This window comes from Pelomonas sp. Root1237, from assembly GCF_001425055.1.
Classification (GTDB): domain Bacteria; phylum Pseudomonadota; class Gammaproteobacteria; order Burkholderiales; family Burkholderiaceae_C; genus Pelomonas.
Genome location: NZ_LMDK01000012.1, coordinates 877,631 through 891,979 on the forward strand (window position 1 = coordinate 877,631; position 14,349 = coordinate 891,979).

13 protein-coding genes are annotated in these 14,349 nt (G+C 68.5%); 4 read left to right on the plus strand and 9 right to left on the minus strand.

The window, feature by feature from the left end; all coding sequences use genetic code 11:
- Positions 1-253 precede the first annotated feature (253 nt).
- The 5 genes from ASC91_RS11810 to ASC91_RS11830 form a co-directional block, all read right to left on the minus strand.
- Positions 254-1,147, minus strand: a complete 894-nt coding sequence (locus tag ASC91_RS11810; RefSeq protein ID WP_056196784.1) for a DMT family transporter — start codon at positions 1,145-1,147, stop codon at positions 254-256.
- Between the two features lie 152 nt (positions 1,148-1,299).
- A complete protein-coding gene (locus ASC91_RS11815) occupies positions 1,300-2,448 on the minus strand; it encodes an esterase-like activity of phytase family protein (RefSeq protein ID WP_056196787.1) in 1,149 nt (382 codons plus the stop codon).
- Positions 2,449-2,503: 55 nt separating this feature from the next.
- Positions 2,504-3,820: an aspartate aminotransferase family protein gene (locus ASC91_RS11820; protein ID WP_056197244.1), complete on the minus strand. Its 1,317-nt coding sequence runs from the start codon at positions 3,818-3,820 to the stop codon at positions 2,504-2,506.
- A 36-nt stretch (positions 3,821-3,856) separates the two neighbouring features.
- Positions 3,857-4,774 carry a DMT family transporter gene (locus ASC91_RS11825; RefSeq protein ID WP_056196789.1) on the minus strand — a complete coding sequence of 306 codons (918 nt, stop codon included), beginning with the start codon at positions 4,772-4,774 and terminating at the stop codon, positions 3,857-3,859.
- Complete coding sequence (locus tag ASC91_RS11830; RefSeq protein WP_056196792.1) at positions 4,771-5,553, minus strand: ferritin-like domain-containing protein; 783 nt, start codon at positions 5,551-5,553, stop codon at positions 4,771-4,773. Before ASC91_RS11830 ends, ASC91_RS11825 begins: the two co-directional genes overlap by 4 nt.
- Before the next feature lie 50 nt (positions 5,554-5,603).
- Between ASC91_RS11830 and ASC91_RS11835 the strand changes: the two genes are divergently transcribed.
- The 4 genes from ASC91_RS11835 (at position 5,604) to ASC91_RS11850 (ending at position 11,466) form a co-directional block, all read left to right on the plus strand.
- Positions 5,604-6,128, plus strand: coding sequence for a gamma carbonic anhydrase family protein (locus ASC91_RS11835; protein WP_056197246.1), 525 nt, complete (start codon positions 5,604-5,606; stop codon positions 6,126-6,128).
- A complete protein-coding gene (locus ASC91_RS11840) occupies positions 6,125-7,084 on the plus strand; it encodes an Hsp33 family molecular chaperone HslO (protein ID WP_056196795.1) in 960 nt (319 codons plus the stop codon). Before ASC91_RS11835 ends, ASC91_RS11840 begins: the two co-directional genes overlap by 4 nt.
- 140 nt (positions 7,085-7,224) lie before the next feature.
- The gene (locus ASC91_RS11845) at positions 7,225-10,815 is read left to right on the plus strand and encodes a hypothetical protein (protein ID WP_056196798.1); all 3,591 of its coding nucleotides are present in this window, start codon (positions 7,225-7,227) and stop codon (positions 10,813-10,815) included.
- A gap of 189 nt (positions 10,816-11,004) precedes the next feature.
- Positions 11,005-11,466 (plus strand): hypothetical protein, encoded by a 462-nt coding sequence (locus tag ASC91_RS11850; RefSeq protein ID WP_056196801.1) that lies wholly within the window; start codon positions 11,005-11,007, stop codon positions 11,464-11,466.
- A 3-nt stretch (positions 11,467-11,469) separates the two neighbouring features.
- Here the strand turns inward: ASC91_RS11850 and ASC91_RS11855 are convergent, their stop codons facing one another.
- The 4 genes from ASC91_RS11855 to eno all read right to left on the minus strand — a co-directional run bounded on the left by ASC91_RS11855 (position 11,470) and on the right by eno (position 14,310).
- Entirely contained in the window at positions 11,470-11,985 is a 516-nt protein-coding gene (locus ASC91_RS11855; RefSeq protein ID WP_157281485.1) for an AAA family ATPase, read from the minus strand.
- Positions 11,986-12,118: 133 nt separating this feature from the next.
- Positions 12,119-12,727: a nicotinamide riboside transporter PnuC gene (gene pnuC / locus ASC91_RS11860; protein ID WP_056196807.1), complete on the minus strand. Its 609-nt coding sequence runs from the start codon at positions 12,725-12,727 to the stop codon at positions 12,119-12,121.
- Positions 12,727-13,020, minus strand: coding sequence for a septum formation initiator family protein (locus ASC91_RS11865; protein WP_056196809.1), 294 nt, complete (start codon positions 13,018-13,020; stop codon positions 12,727-12,729). The genes pnuC and ASC91_RS11865 overlap by 1 nt, the downstream gene beginning before the upstream one ends.
- Before the next feature lie 3 nt (positions 13,021-13,023).
- Positions 13,024-14,310, minus strand: coding sequence for a phosphopyruvate hydratase (eno, locus tag ASC91_RS11870; RefSeq protein WP_056196812.1), 1,287 nt, complete (start codon positions 14,308-14,310; stop codon positions 13,024-13,026).
- Positions 14,311-14,349 lie beyond the last annotated feature (39 nt).

The window sequence follows — 14,349 nt, forward strand, 5'->3', positions numbered from 1 at the left end:
GAGAGTAGGAGCCAGCGAGGCCGTGAGCGTGGCCCGCGTTGGGTCTGGCGTGGGGGCAGGCAAGGCGCGAGGAGGCCGCGGGCTCGCGCCCACAACGACGAGCAACGCCGCATGCGCCCACGCCAGACCCAACCCGGAGGGCCGGGGCGATTTGCGGCACCCGGCGGCGTTGCCGGCTCCTTGCGTGGCGCCCGCCACGCCGCGTCACCTGCGCCTTGCCGGCCACCGCAACTCGCCCCGGCGCGGGCCGCGCTCACGGCCTCGCTGGCTCCTTGGCCGGCCATGTCGCCAGCAGCACACCCAATAAGGCCAGGCCATAGGCCAGGGCCTGAAGGGCGGAGATGGATTCACCGAGAGCCAGGCCGATCAGCGCCGTGCTGATCGGCAGAAAGACCATGAAGACCCCCGCCTTGGCCGCCGGCAACCCCTTCAGGCCAGCCATCCACAGCCAGACGGTGATGACGCTGGCCGTGGCGGCGTAGTAGCCCAGCAGCGCCCAGTCCAGCACGCGCGGCGCGCCGAAATCGAAGCTCAGGGCCTGCCAGATGGCCAGTGGCGCGACGAGCACCAGGCCCCAGAGGTTGATCAGGGCGCTGATGCGCTTCGGGCCCAGGCCGGCGGTCAGCTTCTTGCCGATGACGACATAGCAGCCCTCGCAGAACACGGCCGCGAGCAGCAGCAGCGCGCCCACCGGCGTCGTCTCAGCGCCGCCACCCTGTTTGCCGCTGGCCACCAGCGCAATGCCGCCGACCGCGCAGGCGATGCCGGCCAGCACGCGGCCGCCGAGGCGCTCACGCAGGAAGGCCCAGCTCAGCAGCGCCACCGCCGCCGGGATGCCGGCCATGATGACGCCGGCGACGACGGCCGAACTCTGCCGCAGCCCGAACAGCATGCAGATGGAGAACAGGAAGTTGCCGAGGAAGGATTCGAGGAAGAGCAACCAGCGCGAACGCGCATCCAGCGGCGCTTCGTGGGCAGGCTTCTTCAGCCAGGGCAGCATCAGCACGGCCGCGAAGCCGAAGCGCAGGCCGGCGAGCAGGAAGATGGGAAAGGCAGCCACCAGCAGCTTGGACAGGCCGACATAGCTGCCGACCAGGCTGGTGCTAGCTGCCAGCAGCGCGTAGGCGCGCCAGGGGACGGGATGCATTTGCTATTGGCTTTCGGGCCGAGCGCCGGGCCGCTCCCTAGCCGGCCCGCTTTGGCGATGTGCTTGCGGCTCAATGCCGCAAGCATCGCCGTCCCCGCGGGGGACCGACCAGGCCTGCCGGCGTTCAGCCGGCGCAAGACTGGGCGAGGGGCTCATTCAACCGTGAAGGCCAGGAACTGCGTGAACTGCGCGGGATTGAAGTTGTTGTCGGACACCAGGATCAGCGTGCGCTTGCCTTCCAGCATCGGACCGAACGTGATGCCTTCGATGTTGTCCAGGGCCAGCACGCTGCCGTCGTCGTTCTTCAGCGACGACAGGTCCAGCAGCATGGTGCGCTTGACGGGCACGACCTCGTGGCCCTTGATGCTGGACCAACCCGACACATCGGTCGCGCCGCGTGTGTCGATCAGGTAGAGCTTGATGGTGTTGCTGGTGGGCTGCTTGGTCAGCGCCGCGATGCCCGGCGTCACGGCGCCGACGGCGAAGGCGCGCTCGATGACGATGAACTCATGGGCCGACAGGGCCAGCATGTCGGGCACGCCGTTGGTGGCGAAATCGCCCTGGCGCGCCGGCGGGAAGGGCACCGGGCCGACGTCGTAGATGTATTCGGCGCCGGCCTTGCCGCTGTCCAGGTCGAAGGACAGCATGCGCGCGCGGCTGCCGCGGCCCACGGCCGTGGGCAGGCTGTCCTGGGCCAGGCCGTTCTCGCTCATCGTCCACAGCGTCTTGCCGTCGGGCGTGATGGCGATACTCTCGAAGGCGAGGTTGTTGTAGACGCCCACGTCGCCGGGCGTGATGCCGCCGGCGCTGCCCAGCGGGTTGTAGTAGCCCGGTACCGGGAATTCGCCGGCCGGCTTGCCGTCGGGGCTCATGCGGCGCACGGTCGGGTTCTGCAAGGAGCTGGAGACGCGCTGGCCCTCGTTGGCCCAGTAGATGAGGTTGCGCTTGGCGTCCAGGCGCAGGCTCTCGGGGTCGACCTGGTTGCGGCCAAAGGGCTGGCCGTCGAGGTCGAGAATGGTGGTCATGCTGACCCAGGCCACGCCGGCCTCACCGGGGTTGGCGCTGCGGCGGAACTTGGACAGGTCCAGGCTCAGCTCGTAGTAGCGCGCCGGCGCGCGGTCGCTGCGGTCATCGCAGATGGCCAGGTAGCGGCCGGTGGCGGGCACATAGTCGATGCTGGACAGGCCACCGACCGGCACCCCGCGGAAGCTCGCACTCGTCGGCACGATCTGCTGGCCGATGTAGTTCAGGGTCTGTGCGTGGGCGGACCCTGCAAGCAGCAGGGCGAGTAGCCATTTCATTGGGAAAACTCCAGGGCGGGGCCGCGGCGCCGGTACTGCCGCCACGGGGCGCGGATTATGCGGCGCGACGCAGGGCGCCTCTGAGCGTGTCGACGATGCGTTCGATGTGGCCACTCTCGATGATGAGCGGCGGCGACAGCGCCACGGTGTCACCGGTCGTGCGGATCAGCAGGCCCTTGTCCCAGCAGTCCAGGAAGACGTTGAAGGCGCGCTTGGCCGGCTGGCCGTCCAGCGGCTTCAACTCGATGCCGCCGACCAGGCCGATATTGCGCACGTCGATGACATTGGGCTCCTCGCGTAGCGAGTGCAGCGCCTTGGCGAACTCGCCTTCCATGCGCGCGGCGCGGGTCAGCAGGTCGTCGTCGGCGTAGGTGTCCAGCGTGGCGATGCCGGCGGCGCAGGCCAGCGGGTGGGCCGAGTAGGTGTAGCCGTGGAAGAACTCGATCAGGTGCTCGGGCCCGGTCATGAAGGCATCGTGGATCTTCTGCTGCGCGAACACCGCGCCCATGGGCACGCAGCCGTTGGTGATGCCCTTGGCCACCGTCATCAGGTCGGGCGTGACGCCAAAGGTCTGGGCAGCAAACGGCTTGCCGGTGCGGCCGAAGCCGGTGATGACCTCGTCGAAGATCAGCAGGATGCCGTGCTTGTCGCAGATCTCGCGCAGGCGCTGCAGATAGCCCTGGGGCGGCAGCAGCACACCGGTGGAGCCAGCCACCGGCTCGACGATGACGGCGGCAATCGTCGACGCGTCATGCAGGGCGACCAGGCGCTCCAGGTCCTCGGCGAACTCGGCGCCATGCGGCGGGATGCCGACCGAGAAGGCGTTGCGCGCCGGGTCGTGGGTGTGGCGGATGTGGTCGACGCCGGCCAGCAGGCTGCCGAACATCTTGCGGTTGGCCACCATGCCGCCCACCGAGATGCCTCCGAAGTTGACGCCGTGATAGCCGCGCTCGCGGCCGATCAGGCGGGTGCGGGCGCCTTCGCCGCGCACGCGGTGGTAGGCGATGGCCATCTTCAGCGCGGTGTCCACCGACTCGGAGCCCGAGTTGGTGAAGAACACGCGGTTCATGCCGGTGGGGGCGATGGCCGCCAGCCGCTCGGCCAGCTCGAAGGCCTTGGGGTGGCCCATCTGGAAGGGCGGCGCGAAGTCCAGCTCGGCGGCCTGCTCCTGGATGGCCTTGACGATCTTGGCGCGGTTGTGGCCCGCATTGACGCACCACAGGCCCGCGATGCCGTCGAGGATCTCGCGGCCCTTGTCGTCGCGGAAATACATGCCATCGGCTTGCGTCAGCAGACGCGGCGCCTGCTTGAACTGCCGGTTGGCAGTGAAGGGCATCCAATAGGCGTCAAGCTTGGAAACGTCAGCGCTCATGCGGGGCTCCTCGACAAAGGAGCCCAAAGTCTAGAGTCAATTTGACGGGTTGGTCAGAATTTGCCGTTGCCTCAGGGTTCTCACCAGCGGCGTCAGCTGCACGAGCAGGATGCAGGCGAGCATCAGGCCGCAGCCGATCAGCCCGGCGGTGTTGAGCCGCTCGCCGAGCAGCGCATAGCCGAAGGCGGCGGCGAACAGGGTCTCGGCCGACAGGATGATGGCCGCGTCCGCCGCATGGGCGTAGCGCTGGGCCACCACCTGGGCCGTGAAGGCGATGCCGACCGAGACGATGCCGGTGTAGGCAATGGGCCAGGCGGCAGCGACCAGGCCGCTCCAGTGCACCGGCTCCATGCCGAAGGCCGCGATCAGCGACAGCACGCCGCAGACAGCGAACTGGCCACTGGCTACAAGAAAGGGAGCGCCCATGCGGTCGGCCCAGCGGCCCACCATCAGCACATGCACCGCCCAGGGAATGGCCGAGCCGGCCACCCACAGGTCACCCAGGCCGATGCGCAGCTCATGCGCGCCCGACAGCAGGAAGGCGCCCACCAGGCAACCCGCAGCCGCCGGCCAGACCGACCAGTGCGCCACCTGGCGCAGCAGCAGCCAGGCCAGTACCGGCACGAGAGGCACGTAGACCGCGGTCAGGAAGCCGGCATTGGTCACGCTGGTGTACTGGATGCCGACCTGCTGCATGACGGCGCCCAGCGTCATCAAGAGGCCCAGGCCGGCAATGTGCAGGCCGTCCAGCTTCACCAGCGGCCGGCCTTCGCGGCCCAGGCGGCGCCACTCCAGCAGGGCAAAAGGCAGCACGACGAGGGCGCCGATCAGGAAGCGCACGCCGGTGAAGAGCAGGGGGCCGACGTTGGCCATGCCGCGGTTCTGCGCGACGAAGGCCGAGCCCCAGATCAGCGCGACGAAGGTGAGCAGCAGATTGGCATGGAACCGCGTCATGGGCGAGCCAGCGCGGCGAGTTCCGCTTCGTCGAAGCCGGCCGCGCGGCGGGCTTCGAGATTGAAGGGCGCGCGCAGCTTGGGCGCCTGATGAAGGGTGGCGAGTTCGGCGTAGGTCGCGATCGGGTCCAGCCCGCGTTGCTCGCACAGGAAGCGGTACCAGCGGTTGCCGGCCAGCACATGGCCGATCTCGTCGTGCAGGATGACGTCGAGGATCTCGCCGGCTTTTTTGTCACCGGCACCGACGAGCTTGCGCTTGACGGCGGGCGAGGCGTCCAGCCCGCGTGCTTCCAGCGTGCGCGGCACGAGGGCAATGCGAGCGAGCAAATCGTGTTTCGTCCGCTCGGCCATGTCCCACAGCGCGTTGTGGGCGTCGAAGTCGCCGTAGTCGAAGCCCAGCGTCAGCAGATGCTCGCGCAGCAGCGTGAAGTGCTTGGCTTCTTCCTGGGCGATGCGCAGCCAGTCGCGGTAGAAGGCCTCGGGCATGCCGGGGAAGCGCCAGCAGATGTCCAGGGCCAGGTCGATGGCATTCAGCTCGATGTGGGCGATGGCGTGCACCAGGGCCGCGATGCCGGCCGGCGTGCGCAGCGACGGACCTTTGAGCGTGATGTGCTCGACCAGGCGCGGGCGTGCGGGCCGCCCCGGAATGCCGCCGGGCTCGGGAATCAGCGCGCCGGTATCGACCGGCAGGGCGGCGTCAAGCGTCAGCGTGGCGGCGGCCTTGGCGGGCGCATCGGCAATCAGGAGGGGGCCGAGCGTGGCCAGGCGGAGGTCGGACATTGCCCGGGATTCTAAAATCCGCCCTTTTGCGCGTTTTGCGCGAGGCCGCGATGGCGATTTACCAGCTCGACGAGCACCTCCCCGACGTGGCTGATTCCGCCTGGGTGGCCGACAGCGCCGAGGTCATCGGTCGCGTGACGCTGGGGGAGGGCGTCAGCATCTGGTTCAACGCCGTGCTGCGCGGCGACAGCGACACGCTGACGATTGGCGCGGGCAGCAACGTCCAGGACGGCTCGGTGCTGCATGCCGACCATGGCTTCCCGCTCGTCCTCGGTCAGAACGTCACCGTGGGCCACCAGGTCATGCTGCATGGCTGCACGGTCGGCGACGAAAGCCTCATCGGCATCGGCGCGGTGGTCTTGAATGGCGCGCGCATCGGCCGCAATTGCATCGTCGGTGCCGGCGCGCTGGTGACCGAAGGCAAGGAGTTTCCGGACGGCTCTCTGATCGTTGGCGCGCCGGCCAAGGTCGTGCGTGAACTCAGCGAAGCCCAGATTGCCGGGCTCAAGGCCAGCGCCACCCACTATGTCAACAACGGCCGCCGTTATGCGGCCGGCCTGAAAAGAATCCGATGAGTGAACTGCACAAATTCCTGTTCGACGGCCTGCCCGTGCGCGGCATGCTCGTGCGCCTGACCGAGGGCTGGCGCGAGCTGCTGAGCCGCCGCGAGCCCGGTCAGGAATACCCGCCCGAACTGCGCGACCTGCTCGGCCAGATGAGCGCCGCGGCCGTGCTGATGCAGGCCAACATCAAGTTCAACGGCGCGCTGGTGCTGCAGATCTTTGGCGACGGCCCGGTCAAGCTCGCCGTGGCCGAGGCTCAACCCGACCTGAGCTTTCGCGCGACGGCCAAGTGCGTCGGCGAACTCGCGCCCGGCGCCGACCTGCCCGCCATGCTCAATGTGCACGGCCAGGGCCGCTGCGCGATCACGCTGGACCCCAAAGACAAATTCCCCGGCCAGCAGCCCTACCAGGGCGTCGTGCCCCTGCACGGCGACCACCGCGAGCCCCTGTACAAGCTCTCCGAGGTGCTGGAGCACTACATGCTGCAGTCCGAGCAGCTCGACACCCGGCTGGTGCTGGCCGCCAATGGCGACATCGCCGCCGGCCTGTTGATCCAGCGGCTGCCGGTCGAAGGCGAGGGCAACCTCGAAGGAAAACGCAACGAGGATGACATCGGGCTGTCCGAGGGCTTCAACCGCGTCGCCATCCTCGCGGGCACGCTGACCGCCGAAGAGCTGCTGACGCTGGACGCCGACACCATCCTGCGCCGCCTGTTCTGGGAGGAGACGGTGACCCGTTTCGAGCCCCAGGCGCCGCATTTCGCCTGCACTTGCTCGCGGGAGCGTGTGAGCCAGATGCTGCGCGGCCTGGGCCGCGACGAGGCCGACAGCGTGCTGGCCGAGCGCGGCGAGATCGAGATCGGCTGCGACTTCTGCGGCCGGCACTACCGCTTCGACGCGGTGGATGTCGGCGCGCTGTTCACGCCCGCCGGACGCCAGCCGGACGGCGCCGAAGGCACGCTTCAATAGTTCTGAGGTCGTTCAGCGTTTCCATTGCGCAACGGGCCTCATGCCTTCTGAGGATGCCCGGCAGCCTAGTGATTGACGCCACTGCCCCGAGCTGAGACTTTCGCCTTTTGGCCCCTTCTTGAAAGGGCCAGGAGGCGACAGTGGCCGACAAGGGCGGATTTGGCAGCTTCCCGTGGGCAAGTGCCGCGGTGCTGGTGGCCTTCGTGGCCAGCACCCAGCTCGTGCCCCATGCCTTCGAACCGCTGCGGCCCGCCGAGAAGGCCCGCGCCCAGGCGCCGCTGGACCCGGATCTGGACGTCAACGCCCGCCTCTGGGAAGACCCGTTCACTGCGCTGCGCCGCTACGAGACGGAACGGGCGGAGCGCTGCGAGCGCGTGCGCAAGCAAACCTCGCAAACCCTGGACATCGACTGCCGCGACCGCGTGGCCGAGGTGCGTGACCCGCAGCGCATGCTGGCCAAGCTGGACCGCGACCACGACCAGCGCCTGGACGACACCCTCATCATCATGGGCCTGCTGCCCGGCGCCGATTTCGTGGGTGCCGAGGAGGCGCGGCGGCGTGTGCGCTACGCGACGCTGGCCGGCCTGCTGGCCCAGGACTATGTGCCCGACAACGCGGAGCGGCTCAGCCTGCTGGAGTTCAACCTGCTGGAGGCGGCCGCTCCGGCCGAGGCGGCGTCAGTGGCTTCAGCAGCATCGGCGGCCTCCCGGCCCGCTGCCGCCGACAAGCAGGCGCGCGCGGCCAAGGACAACTTCGTCGTGCCCTACGAGCTGTTGTCGGCGCGCTCGGAGCACCGCCGCAAGCCCGACGGCGAGGGCGATGCCAAGGCCGACAAGCCGCGCCGCTATGGCCAGATCGCCTTGCTGTGGGTGGACGAGAATTCCCTGCCCAACCGCAAGCTGGATGCCCTGGCCCGGCTGACCCAGCAGCTGATGGGCAGGCCGGCCCGCGACCTTGCGGCACCGGGTGGATCAGACGGGCAGCGCCTGCCCAGCCTGGCCGTCATCGGCCCTTCGTCGACCGACGCGCTACGCGCCGCACTGATGGACCTGCGCTGCGCGGCCGACCGCAAGAACGCCGCCGCCGATGCCCTCAGCCCTGCGGCCAGCGCGGCGGCCGCACGCTGCAGCTCGGGCGTGGCGGGTGCCGTGCGGGGCCTCGCGCCCGACCTGCAGGAGGGCTACGAGCTGCTGTCGCGTGCCGAGTTCTACAACTCGGCCTCGACGGCACCCAACAGCATGATCGCGGAGCTCAGCGACCAGAAGCTCGAGTCCTTCGTCACCGACCAGTTCAACCGCATCACCGGCGTCAACCCGGTGCGGCCGGTGCAGATGGTGCGCACCATCGGTACCGACGCCGAGCTCATCAAGCGCATCGTCGCCGAGCTCGGCCTGCGCCTGCCGCATGAGGGCCGGCGCGTCGTCATCGTTGCCGAGCGGGATTCCCTCTATGCCCAGTCCCTGGTCAGCGAGCTGCGCTACCGCCTGCCCGAGGGGCGGCCGCAGAGCCAGCCGCTGAAGATCGAGGTCATCTATTTCTTCCGTGGCATCGACGGCATCACGACGCGCGAGGCCGGCACCGCCGCCGCAGCCGGGCCGGCGGCCAAGAGCGCGCCGCTGGAATGGCCCGAGAGCCGTGACCAGCTCGACTATCTGCGCCGCCTCGGGGCCGGGCTCAAGCGCAGCGAGGCCGACTCAAGCCGCCTGCCCATCGGTGCCATCGGCATCTTTGCCAACGACGTGCACGACAAGCTGCTCGTTCTGCAGGCCCTGCACGAGGATTTCTCCGACCGCATGTTCTTCACGACGGACATGGACGCGCGCTATCTGCACCCCCGCACCCAGGCTTTCACGCGCAACCTGGTTGTTGCCAGCAGCCTGCCCCTGGCCTTCTACCCGCCCGCGGCAGGGGCACCGCACGGCGCCGTCGACCTGCAGGCCGGCACGCCGCCGCTGCGCGACATCTACCAGGCCAGCACCTATGCCGCCGCCCGCCGGGCCGGCTGCCGCAGCGAGAGCTGCAAGCGCGACGAGAGGCTGTCGCTGGAGCCGGCCCTGCAGAAGCCCTCGCTGTACGAGGTGGGCCGTTCCAGCGCAGTGCCGCTGGCTGGCTATGCGCTGGAGGCCCAGCCGACGCCACCGAGCGCGGGGCGCCACGGCCTGGCCGTGCTGATGGTGGTCGTGATGAGTTGCGCGCTGCTTGTCTGGCCGTCCACGCCGGCGATCCGGCAGGCGCGCCGTGTCTTCCTGCGCGAGCCGACGATGGACAACCAGCCGCAGATGGACATGACGTCCATCGTGCTGGTGGCCCTGCATGCCGGCGTGTTCGCCTACGTGCTGGCCAGCCTCATCGAATTCCTGCTGCCCAGCCAGCTCGGTTTCGTTCATGCCCTGCTGCTGGCCAGCCTGGCTGCTTTCGGGGCACTGCTGGCCGTGCTGCCGGCTTTGCTGCTGGCGCGGCGCGAGCAGCCAGCGCCGCCCGACCAGCGCGCTGGCGTCGACCGCCTGCATCTCGTCGTCGTGCTGCTGGTGGTGGGGGTCTGGCTGTGGCTGGCCTGGCCGGCCGGCGGATGGAACCAGGCCGGCGTCTGCGACAGCTGCGAGCCGGTGGCCTGGCTGGAAGGCGTCAGCGCCTGGCCTTCGCATCTCATCCACCTGCTGGCGCTGTTCGCCATCCTGTGGACGCTGGACTGGGCCTGGGCCGACTCGCTCAACCAGCTCCGCCACGACTCCGACTGGCTGCGGCTGCCGCGGCCCGTGCCCAAGCCCGTCGTGCGCAGCGACATGCGCCAGCTGTTGCGCGGCTGGTTCGAGCATGTCAGCGTGTTGTTCTGGAAGCCCGGCGTCGGCTACAGCTGCGACTTTGACGAGCTCTGGCAGGAGTACGGCGAGCGCGGCGAGGCCCGCCCGCGCGCCGCACGCACCCTGGTCTGGTACGGGCTCACGCTGAGCTGCGTCGGGCTGCTCTTCCTGTGCCTGTCCGAAGGGCAGATTCCCGAGGTGCCCGTGCGCGGCGACGAGCACCGCCAGATGGTGAGTGCCACGCTCTACGCCATCCTGCTGCTGCTGCCGCTGCTCATCGTCGCGGTGGCCGACGCGACGGTGCTGCTGGTGCGCTTCGTGCATCACATGAATGCCGGGCGCACTTTCTATCCCGAAAGCACTATCGAGATGTTTGCCAAGTCCCTGGGCGAGGAGCACAGGGCCTTGTGGGCGCAGCGCTTCAGCGCCCGGCCCGAGGACCGCAGCAAGGACGGCGGCGGCTTCGCGGTGCACACGCTGCTCGACGACTGGATCGACATCCAGGTCGTGGCTCGGCGCAGCACGCCGGTGGCCCGCCTCGTCATCGGCCCCTTCGTCGTGCTGGCCCTGCTGGTCGTCGCGCGCAGCCGGCTGTTCGACAACTGGTCGCTGACGCCGGCCATCGCCGTCGGCGTCAGCTTCTACATCGCCGCGCTCATCGGCCTGACGCTGCTGCTCAAGCGCGCCGCCGAGACGACGCGCCGCCGGGCGCTGGCGTCCATGCAGGCCGATCTGCGCTGGCTGGCGGGCAGCGGCAAACCGCTGTCCGACCTCGTCGAGCCCTACAAGCGGCTGATCGTGTCGGTCGAGAACGAGCAGTGCGGTGCGTTCGCCTCCTTCTTCGACCAGCCCCTGCTCAAGGCCATCCTCGTGCCCCTGGGGGGAGCGGGCGGTACGCAGCTGTTCGACTACCTGCTGCTCGGCCGCTAGAACAGCGGCGCTGATGCGATCTGGCAATTTCAAGCCCTAGAACCGCGGGCCGACCGGTCTGCACTTCCCCCCTCCATACGATGGTGTTTGCTGTCAGGGCGACTAGCCTGTTAGAGCGGCCGCCCCGATTCGAGGCCCCCGTCGGGCGCTCCCGGCATCGCCGTTCCATGCCGGTCACTGGAGTGAAGCATGACATCCGATCAACGACTGCTGGCCCTGATCGGCCGCCGGCTACCGGCCATCTTCGACGTCATCCCACGCGGGCCCCAGGGCCTGTCCGTGCATGATCGCGTCAGCGCCGTGGCATTGAATCCCCAGCCGCTGCCGCCCGAGCACATAGGCGCGGCGCTGGCGCAGGAGTTCGCCCACATGGCCTGGGTGAGCGACCGACTGGGCCTGAACTGGAAGACCATGGGCCAGGATCTGGACGACTGGTGCCCCACGCAACCGCGCAAGATCAAGTTCCCCGTTGGTTGGCCGCCCGTGCCCGAGCCCGATCCGCATCCGAACTGGCTGGCCGAGCTGCACCTGGGCTTTGCGGCCAAGCTGTCGGCGATCTCCGCCGAAAATGCCGGCACGCCACTGGCCGCCACGCTGGACCGCGCCGTCAATCGATCCATCGACGCGCTGTCGCAGTTGCAGGCGAAGTGAAGCTCAGCGGGCCGGTGCGCCCACGGCCTGCGCGGCCTGAGCGAGACGGCTCGCTTCGTCGCCGCAGATGTCGACCCAGGGCAGGCCCTGGGCCGACAGTGCTGCGCGCAACCGGCCGTCGAAACGCGACCGCACCTCGGGGCCGTCGCGCTGGATGCCGTCGGCCAGCCAGGGGAGGTCAGGCGCGCACAGCAGCGTCAGCGCGCAGCGGCGCTGGAAGGCCAGCGCGGGGACGAGCAGGCTGTCGTCGCCGAAGTAGTGCTGGCTGCACAGTGCCGTGATCAGCGGCGTGGTGTCGCAGAAGACCAGTTCATGCGCCCGCGCCGCGGCCTCGATGCGCGCGGCCTGCTCGGCAGCGATGTGGGCCTGCTCGTGCTGCAGCGGTGTGCGGCCATGGGCGTCGCACCATTCGCGCAGGTATTCGCTGACGAGCCCGGCATTGAAGCGGGCCGCCAGCGCCTCGGCCAGCGTGGACTTGCCGGTGCATTCGGCACCCAACAAGGCAATCATCCTTGCCATGAAGGCTCCGCAAATTGTGCGTGGCCAAGTTCGCCGTGTGGTGGCTGGCCAAGCGACTGCCGTGGAACCGGCTTTGCCGGGCCACTGGCAGTGCCCCCTCGAAGGGGGCGCGCGCAGCGCGTAGGGGGTGAGCTCATTTTCTCCAGGCGCGCCAGCCGAACACGCTCATCGGGATGAAGCCCGCGTAGAGGATCACGGTCAGCCAGTAGCCCTTGAGGCCAAAGAGCACGACGCTGACCACGTTGACGACGATCCAGGTCGGCCAGTTCTCTTCGTACTTGCGCGCCAGCAGCCATTGGCCAAGCAGGCTGGCGACGGTGGGGAAAGCATCCCAGTAGGGAAGGGGGCTGTCGGTGTTCTTCGCGAGAAAGACGCCGAGCAAGGGCCAGGCGGCCAGCGTCAGCAGCGCGGGCTTGACGAGGCCTTGCAGGCCGAGGCGGCGTACCTTCAGCGCCTCGCCGTCGCGCGTGCGGCCAAAGCGCCATTGCCACCAACCCCACAGCGCCAGTGCTGCGAACACCAGCTGCAGCCCGGCCTCGCCGTAGAGCTTGCCGTCCAGAAACAGCGCGAAATACATCAGCGAGCTGATGAGGGCCAGCGGCCAGGCCAGCAGGTGGACGCGCATATTGCAGACCACCATCCAGACGGCCAGCACGAAGGCCACCAGCTCCAGCCAGGAGATGGGGCTGCCGAATGCTGAGAAGGCCGGCGCAAGAAGCGCCGTCCAGATGGTGGCGGGCATCAGCGCTTGATGGAAGACGCTGCAGCCGGCGCCAGCGGCACGAAGACTTCGTCGGACTTGATCATGCCCAGCTCGAAGCGGGCCTTCTCCTCGACCATCTCCAGGCCTTCGCGCAGATCACGCAGCTCGGCCTGCAACTGGGCGTTGCGGGCTCGGGCCTTGTCGTTGTCGGCCTGGGCCTGGCTCAGCTCCTCCCGGAGCTGAGCGACGTGCGGAATGCTGCCCCGGCCCACCCAGAGCTGGGCTTGGATGGCGATCAGGAAGATCGCCAGGACCGCGGCAAGCGCCTTCAAGCTTTACTTGAGGTTGTAGAAGGCGGCGCGGCCGGGATAGAAGGCGACGTCACCCAGGTCTTCTTCGATGCGCAGCAGCTGGTTGTACTTGGCCATGCGGTCCGAGCGCGACAGCGAACCGGTCTTGATCTGGCCGGCATTCAGGCCGACGGCGATGTCGGAGATGGTGCTGTCTTCGGTCTCGCCCGAACGGTGCGAGATGACGGCGGTGTAGCCCGCGCGCTTGGCCATCTCGATGGCGGCGAAGGTCTCGGTCAGCGTGCCGATCTGGTTGATCTTGATCAGGATCGAGTTGGCGATGCCCTTGGAAATGCCTTCCTGCAGGATCTTGGTGTTGGTGACGAACAGGTCGTCACCAACGATCTGCACGTTCTTGCCCAGGCGGTCGGTCAGGATCTTCCAGCCGTCCCAGTCGCCTTCGGCCATGCCGTCTTCGATGGAGATGATGGGGTATTTGTCGACCCAGGTGGCCAGCATGTCGGTCCACTCCTGCGCGGTCAGCTGGATGCCGCCTTCGCCTTCGAGCACGTACTTGCCGTCCTTGTAGAACTCGCTCGCGGCGCAGTCCAGGGCGATGGCGATCTGGTCGCCAGCGCGATAGCCGGCCTTGTCGATGGCCTGCAGGATCAGCTGGATGGCTGCCTCATGGCTCTCGACGCTGGGCGCGAAGCCGCCTTCGTCGCCCACTGCGGTGGAGATGCCCTTGTCGTGCAGGATCTTCTTCAGCGCGTGGAAGACCTCGGCACCCCAGCGCAGCGCTTCACGGAAGCTCGGCGCGCCCACGGGGACGATCATCAGCTCCTGCAGGTCCAGCGAATTGTTGGCGTGGGCGCCGCCGTTGATGACGTTCATCATCGGCACCGGCAGCTGGCAGCCGTTCATGCCGCCGAAGTAGCGGTACAGCGGCAGGCCGGACTCTTCGGCCGCGGCGCGGGCCACGGCCATTGACACGGCCAGCATGGCGTTGGCGCCCAGGCGGCTCTTGTTCTCGGTGCCGTCCAGGTCGATCAGCGTCTTGTCCAGGAAGGCCTGCTCGGAGGCGTCCAGGCCCAGCACGGCCTCGGAGATCTCGGTGTTGATGTGCTCGACGGCCTTCAGCACGCCTTTGCCCAGGTAGCGGCTCTTGTCGCCGTCGCGCAGCTCGATGGCCTCGCGTGAACCGGTGGACGCACCCGACGGCACGGCCGCGCGGCCCATGACGCCGGACTCCAGCAGCACGTCGCATTCGACGGTGGGATTGCCGCGGCTGTCGAGGATTTCTCGACCGACGATGTCAACGATTGCGCTCATGGGGTTGTCTCCAGGAAGTGAAAAATTCGGGCGGGCGCA

What these genes read in the sequence shown, in the direction of transcription:
- ASC91_RS11810 (WP_056196784.1), bottom strand. Translation starts at nt 1,147, where the DNA reads ATGCATCCCGTCCCCTGGCGCGCCTACGCGCTGCTGGCAGCTAGCACC.
- ASC91_RS11835 (WP_056197246.1), top strand. Translation starts at nt 5,604, where the DNA reads ATGGCGATTTACCAGCTCGACGAGCACCTCCCCGACGTGGCTGATTCC.
- ASC91_RS11855 (WP_157281485.1), bottom strand. Translation starts at nt 11,985, where the DNA reads ATGGCAAGGATGATTGCCTTGTTGGGTGCCGAATGCACCGGCAAGTCC.
- ASC91_RS11815 (WP_056196787.1), bottom strand. Translation starts at nt 2,448, where the DNA reads ATGAAATGGCTACTCGCCCTGCTGCTTGCAGGGTCCGCCCACGCACAG.
- ASC91_RS11850 (WP_056196801.1), top strand. Translation starts at nt 11,005, where the DNA reads ATGACATCCGATCAACGACTGCTGGCCCTGATCGGCCGCCGGCTACCG.
- ASC91_RS11820 (WP_056197244.1), bottom strand. Translation starts at nt 3,820, where the DNA reads ATGAGCGCTGACGTTTCCAAGCTTGACGCCTATTGGATGCCCTTCACT.
- ASC91_RS11830 (WP_056196792.1), bottom strand. Translation starts at nt 5,553, where the DNA reads ATGTCCGACCTCCGCCTGGCCACGCTCGGCCCCCTCCTGATTGCCGAT.
- ASC91_RS11825 (WP_056196789.1), bottom strand. Translation starts at nt 4,774, where the DNA reads ATGACGCGGTTCCATGCCAATCTGCTGCTCACCTTCGTCGCGCTGATC.
- eno (WP_056196812.1), bottom strand. Translation starts at nt 14,310, where the DNA reads ATGAGCGCAATCGTTGACATCGTCGGTCGAGAAATCCTCGACAGCCGC.
- ASC91_RS11840 (WP_056196795.1), top strand. Translation starts at nt 6,125, where the DNA reads ATGAGTGAACTGCACAAATTCCTGTTCGACGGCCTGCCCGTGCGCGGC.
- pnuC (WP_056196807.1), bottom strand. Translation starts at nt 12,727, where the DNA reads ATGCCCGCCACCATCTGGACGGCGCTTCTTGCGCCGGCCTTCTCAGCA.